The sequence below is a fragment of the Okeania sp. SIO2F5 genome (genome assembly GCF_010692685.1).
Classification (GTDB): Bacteria; Cyanobacteriota; Cyanobacteriia; order Cyanobacteriales; family Microcoleaceae; genus Okeania; species Okeania hirsuta.
Genome location: NZ_JAAHGU010000235.1, coordinates 1 through 6,158 on the forward strand (window position 1 = coordinate 1; position 6,158 = coordinate 6,158).

Sequence of the window (6,158 nt, forward strand, 5' to 3'; positions counted from 1 at the left end):
GCGCGACGATCGCTTCATGTTCACTGCGGCTGGACTCTGGAATTTCTACTTAATGGCAGGATAATTTAATCAGTGAAAACCAGAATTTTCCCATTTCACTTTAAGGTTTTATTTCGCGACAAGTCTAATATCAATAATTAACCTTCCACCTTCCAGTTTCTTCCTTCCAGCTTCTTCCTTCTTCTTGCTTCCTTCTTCCTTCTGTGATAGTTCCTTCTAGTAATAACAAACGGAATGGGTCTAAACAAACCTGCCAAGGAAAAGAACGATTTTTAATTTGATTCCATTTTTCCTTAAATACTTCTGCGTGTAAATCGTAGTCAAAAGCATTTCTTGCAGGTCGATATAATTTCAAATATAAAGTCATCCGATGTTGAGTTTCGCTGGTTGCTGCTAACCAACAGGGGAAAGTATTAGGTTGGTTTGCTTCCTCCGTAAAAGTAATCTGGTGAGCGCGAATACCAACGTGAGAAAAATGTTCTGGAATGGGTTCTAGAATATCAAGACTGCATCCCCACTCAACAGCTTCTACTTTACGATCATCAATAATTACTGCTTGAGAAAAGTTCTTACAACCAGTTAACTGAGCAACTCTTACACTGGTAGAATATTCAAAAATGTCATGTTTGACACCGTGAGTCAGAATAATTCCGTCATCGACAACCAAGAGATTTTGGCAAATTCGGTAAGCTTCCTCTAAGTTGTGAGTCACTAATAAAGTCACCCCTTGATAATTTTCTAGGGTAGCAATAACCAATGTTTCAATCTGATGGCGCAGGTGGGTATCTAATGCGGAAAAAGCTTCATCTAACAATAAAGCATCGGGTTGACTTGCTAATGCTCGTGCTAAAGCTACCCTTTGTTGCTGACCTCCGGAAAGTTCTGCTGGATATCGTTTGCCATATCCTGGTAACTGCACTGCCAATAGATAAGCTTCCACTTGTTGTTTAATCTCTGTGGACGAAAGACCTTTGGGCAAACCAAAAGCAATATTTTGCGCGACAGTCATATGGGGGAAGAGAGCATAATTTTGAAATAGATAACCAACGTGGCGATCGCGACTAGGCAGATTTATTTTCTGTTGCGAATCAAATAATACTCGCCCATTTAAAACAATTCGACCTTTTGTAGGAGTTTCTAAACCAGCAACGCAACGTAAAATCATGCTTTTACCAGCACCAGACCCTCCCAATAACCCCAATGGTTTGTTATTAGCATTGAAACAAACATCCAAGAGAAACCCAGGCAATTTTTTCTGGATATCTACTAATAGATTTTGTGAGTTTGTGTGGGAGTTTAGTCTCAAAGGTTGTGTTTTGACTACAGGTACAGAACGCACATCTACAATTTGCTTTTCTGTTTTTTTTGCTCTACGTTTTTTGATTTTAGATTCTGACCAATAGTTGACACCAGTTATTACTCCTAAAGATATGGCTAAAATTACTAATACCCAGGCAAACGCTTCATTCATGTTCCCACTTTCGGAGGCGAAGAAAATAGCTATCGGAATAGTTTCTGTTTTGCCAGGAATGCTACCTGCCAACATTAAAGTAGCGCCAAATTCACCGAGCGATCGGGCAAAAGCTAATAATGTCCCCGCAATAATTCCTGGTTTTGCCAAGGGTAACAAAATGCGCCAAAATACAGTCCATTCAGAAGCACCTAAAGTTCTAGCACAAGCAAGGAGACTGGTATCAATTTGAGTAAAAGCTGCCAGTGATGTTTTGTACATCAGGGGGAATGACACCACAGTGGCCGCAATGACGGTTGCAGGCCAAGTGAAAATCAATGTTATCCCCATTGATGAGAGTAGCTGACCAAGGGGGCCGTTTCTACCAAATAATAATAGTAATAGAAAACCTGTTACGGTTGGAGGCAATACTAGAGGAGATGTTAAGATGGCGTCAATTATACCTTTGCCTTTACCACGATATCCGAGCATCCAACGTGCTGCTGTGATGCCGAGAAAAAAGGTGATTGTTGTAGTGACTGCTGCAGTTTTTAGGGAAATCCAAGCAGGAGATAGGTCTAAGTTCATTATTGATGTTAATAAAATAATTGTTGGGAACTACCGCTACGCGGAAGTCAAAATTCAAAAGTCAAAATTCAAAAGCGAGTGCGTAATTCTGAGGACACCTCAGAATGTAATAGACATCTCCAAAAATAGTAATTTTATCAGGGTCATTTCAGTTATCAGTTATCAGTACCTCGTACCTATTGCCAGAGGTTTGAAATACTGAAGTTGATCTTTTTTTATCCCCTTGAAAGAGGAGGCTTTTATGGCAGAACAATCTTGGGACTATCTTGATGACTACTTCTTCTATAATTCCCATTCCTCCTGAATTGCAGGATTCTGTTTGCGCAGCATTCCGTAGGAAATTCTGGCTCCTGCCTTACCAAAAAGCTTTATGAGCGCAAACCCTAATTAGGGTTTGCTGAAAAAGTATGAGTGGTAGGGGTAGGAAACAGGAGACAGCTATACTGGAGACAGGAGAAATTGGAATTTATAGGAGGTAGGAGCGGGCGTTTTGTAAGAATGATTTTTCTGCCCAACTATGCGCCTAAAATACGCTCCATGCATGAGCATAAAGAGGTGAAAAATTTGCACTGCAATTCGACTCCAAAAATTCTTTAGTCTTTATATGTCAATGCTTTTAGATTTAATCAGCAAGCCCTAATTACTTTATATTTTCTATCTTTTTTCCTGGCATAAACTGTTTTTTTGACTACAAGATAGAGAAATATTTGATTTTTTTAGGGAAAAAAATAGGAACTTTGGCAGGAAAGTTCCTAGATAAAAATTTATTTATTACCAACACTCAAAATTATGATATAATTAGCGAAATTTGTTAGGCTGTTCTGATCAAAACTTGAGACTAAGACAAGGGAGCGAACTTATACGATCGCCCCCATACTTGAGATGGACTTCCATTACCCGATAGTCCTGCATAGTAATGGTAGGATACATATTTTTTAATTTCTCCCACACTCCTCATCTCCCCATCTCCCCAAATTCCCCTCCACCGGAGGGGTTAGGGGTGGGTCCCCATCTCCCCATCCCCCCATCCCCCCAAACTCCCGTGCTTCCTTTACCATTACTATGCACCACCACCCATTACCCATATTTTCTAGAATTAGACAGAATCAGGATCTATCCCTAATTCTTTTAGTTTAGCTGCCAGACGTTCAGCACGTTGCTGTTCTTGTTCAGCACGTTGACGTTCTTGTTCAGCTACTTCTCCTGGCAATAATACCAAGTTTCCTTCGGAGTCATAAAATCGTAACCACACTGCCGACTCTCGCAGAATAGTTCCTTCCCAAGTACCTAACCATAGCTCTAACCTCTCGCACCACAACCATCCCCGATCATTCCGCTGTAACTCCTGATACTGATTATTTTCTAGATGCCATCCCTGTAATGAGTCTTTGTCAAATGGATTAAAGATAAAATAATTTGGGGTGCGGAATGTTTATTCGTAAATATCCTTTTTACTGCCAATATCTTCACTAGCAGTTGAAGGAGAAGTAAGTTCAACTATTGCATCTGGATAACGACCTGCTTCTTCCCAAACTACCCATCCTTGACGATCTGTATTGTCTTCAACATTCAAGACTACAAAGAAATCAGGACCTTTGAAATCGCGATTTCTCGCTTGAGTGCTACTGTAATAAATAAGGCGAGGAGTTGTCTTTTTCTTTTTAGGAGTATACCGTTTTGCGGAAGTTAAAAGTCAAAAGTCAAAAGTCAAAAGTAAGATTTTATAGGCTCAAAACTTTGAGACTACAGTTTTGACGCTACAGTAATTTCAGGAAATTATTTCACATAATTGTAACATTCTTTCTATCCAGATTGGTATAACGTTGTGGCCAATTCCAGAAAAGCGGGATGCCATTCCGTCAAACCATCATCAGTCAATTGTGCATAACTACCATAATTGCTAAAAGCATAGGTAAACCCTGCAGCTTTGGGGTTGGCATGGATATAGCGTAGAGTCTTGAGAATTCGGTCGCGATCGCTGTTAGAAATGGCCTCACTGAAATACCGTTGCTCCCAAAAATGTCCAGTACGATGCAAAAATTGGTTCAATACCATAGCGCTATACCAGTTTAGCCAGTGCATCAACTTAGGTAACTCCTCTGGATTTTCTGACCCTAATAAGTAATGAACATGGTTCCGCATAATACAGAGGCCATAAAGCTTAAACTCAAATTTCTTCTTCGCCTTGGCAATGACCTCTAATAAAAGTTCTCGGGTGGCACGTTTAGCCAAATTAAATTCTTTATTATTGCAGCGGACCGTAATGTGGAAGGTGCAATTAGAGGGTAGATTTCTAGGTAGACGAGGCATATCATATCAAATCCAGTTAAACAGCCATAGAATGGTTAAGTTAGGAGGAGTCAGGAGTCAGTCGGACCGAGTCAGGAGGAGAAAGAATTACAAAGATAAACGTAGTTATGGCGATTGAAGATTTTTTTTATGTCCAATTAAACGGATTTGATATCAACCAATATGACAAATATATCCGTTCAATAAGCATAAATACTTGCTTGATTGATTACTCAATCACGGCAGCTATGATTTTCTCCTAATATCATGTCCGGTAGCATCGTTATTTATAAAATTCAGGTAAAAATGGCAGAAAAGCTTCTGCCTTCTGCCTTCTGCCTTCTGCCTTCCTTCCTTCAAAATGTAACTATTCAACCGGACATGATATAAATTCTGTCTCCTGTCTCCTGTCTCCTGACTCCTGACTCCTTCTTCTAATAATTTTTGTTTAGTGTAATAAAACCATATTTTTCAAACACAGCTTTTGCCTCTGGAGTAAACATAAATTCTGCTAATTGTTTAGCCGCTTCAATATTTTTACTATCTTTAATTACTGCAATGGGATAAACTACTGGTGTATGAGAATTATCAGGTGCATTAGCAACAATTTTTACTGTGTTTGAAGCGTTAGTATCTGTACGATAAACAATGCCAGCATCAACATTTCCTGTGGCAACATAATTGAGGACTTGGCGCACATTTTTAGCAAAAACTATTTTCTTTTCAAGTGCTTCATAAATACCCAAAGAAGTTAGGACTTCTTGGGCATATTTTCCTGCGGGAGAGCTTTCTGGTTCGCCAATGGATATGTTTTTAATAGTGTCTTTTGTTAAGTCTTGAAATGTGTTAACTGCAGCGGTATTTTCTGTAGGAACTATTAACACTATTTGATTTTTCAGGAGGTCGCGACGGCTTTCATTTATTATTAGACCTTTTTCTTGCAAAATATTAATATGGGAAGGAGATGCGGAGATAAATAAATCTACTGGCGCTCCTTGTTCAATTTGTTGTCGTAGAGAACCGGAGGAAGATAAGTTTAAAGTTAAAGAAGTATTGGTATTTTTTTGTTCATAAATAGGTTCTATTTCTTCCATTGCATCTTTGAGGCTAGTTGCTGCTGAAACTGTTAAATTTATTGTTGAAGCGGTAAGCTCAGAAGATGAATTATCCCTAGTTTGGCTACAACTAATTGTTAATAAACAGGAAAGTATCGCCATACAAATTAAGACCAGAATTCGATTTTTTTTCATACCTATTACTCCAACTTTTAATTTTTCCCAAAATTGTTAATATTGTAGAGGTTTTTTGCTAATATTTTCGGAGTAAATAAATTCATATTTGGATTATAGGTATGAAAGTTAGTGCTGGTAATACTCTTAAAGGCACTGTTAAAAAAGCAGTAACTTGGGAGTAGCAGAAGGTAAGGAAGCTTATGCAGTCATTAAAGCATCTGATATTATAGCTATGCCTTACCGTTAAGTCAGAAATTCCGAAGGGTACTCCTTCTGTACTTACCAGCAGACTCGAGTGTACTTTCAATCCTCGAACATAATTTTGAGAGCAGGTTTGTCCAAATCCTTTTTCCCAAGTTTTGCTTCGATGATGAGTGAAGTTAAAATCACTGTTGTCTTGTATCATCAAAACCAGTTGGTAGTGCAGAGCGCAAAGCGTGGGATAAGTAATTAAGTCATTCCAGTTCCAAGGTGCCACACTTGCTACGCCAACGCTAAACCTGCCCTCTGTGCTGCTGTATTGCCCTTACGAGTATTAATCCAAATCCAATTGAAATAGGCGATACGGCGCTCCGCCACGCTCCGCGAACGCTAATCTC

5 protein-coding genes and 1 pseudogene are annotated in these 6,158 nt (G+C 39.1%); 1 reads left to right on the forward strand and 5 read right to left on the reverse strand.

All coding sequences use genetic code 11. The annotated features are described in order from the left end of the window. Positions 1-130 precede the first annotated feature (130 nt). From modB to F6K27_RS32035, 4 genes and pseudogenes are all read right to left on the reverse strand, one after another. A complete protein-coding gene (modB, locus tag F6K27_RS32020) occupies positions 131-2,038 on the reverse strand; it encodes a molybdate ABC transporter permease subunit (protein WP_287273430.1) in 1,908 nt (635 codons plus the stop codon). 935 nt (positions 2,039-2,973) lie between these two features. Further along, a complete protein-coding gene (locus F6K27_RS32025) occupies positions 2,974-3,123 on the reverse strand; it encodes a hypothetical protein (RefSeq protein ID WP_287273432.1) in 150 nt (49 codons plus the stop codon). A gap of 11 nt (positions 3,124-3,134) precedes the next feature. Beyond that, positions 3,135-3,674: pseudogene (locus F6K27_RS32030) on the reverse strand (Uma2 family endonuclease); the annotation flags it as partial. A gap of 167 nt (positions 3,675-3,841) precedes the next feature. Further along, complete coding sequence (locus F6K27_RS32035; protein WP_353736101.1) at positions 3,842-4,270, reverse strand: transposase; 429 nt, start codon at positions 4,268-4,270, stop codon at positions 3,842-3,844. Positions 4,271-4,301: 31 nt separating this feature from the next. On the opposite strand from F6K27_RS32035, the gene F6K27_RS32040 reads away from it, so the two are divergent. After that, entirely contained in the window at positions 4,302-4,466 is a 165-nt protein-coding gene (locus F6K27_RS32040) for a hypothetical protein (RefSeq protein ID WP_287273665.1), read from the forward strand. 295 nt (positions 4,467-4,761) lie between these two features. Here F6K27_RS32040 and modA read toward each other — a convergent pair whose 3' ends face one another. Further along, a complete protein-coding gene (gene modA / locus F6K27_RS32045) occupies positions 4,762-5,577 on the reverse strand; it encodes a molybdate ABC transporter substrate-binding protein (protein ID WP_287273434.1) in 816 nt (271 codons plus the stop codon). Positions 5,578-6,158: the final 581 nt, after the last annotated feature.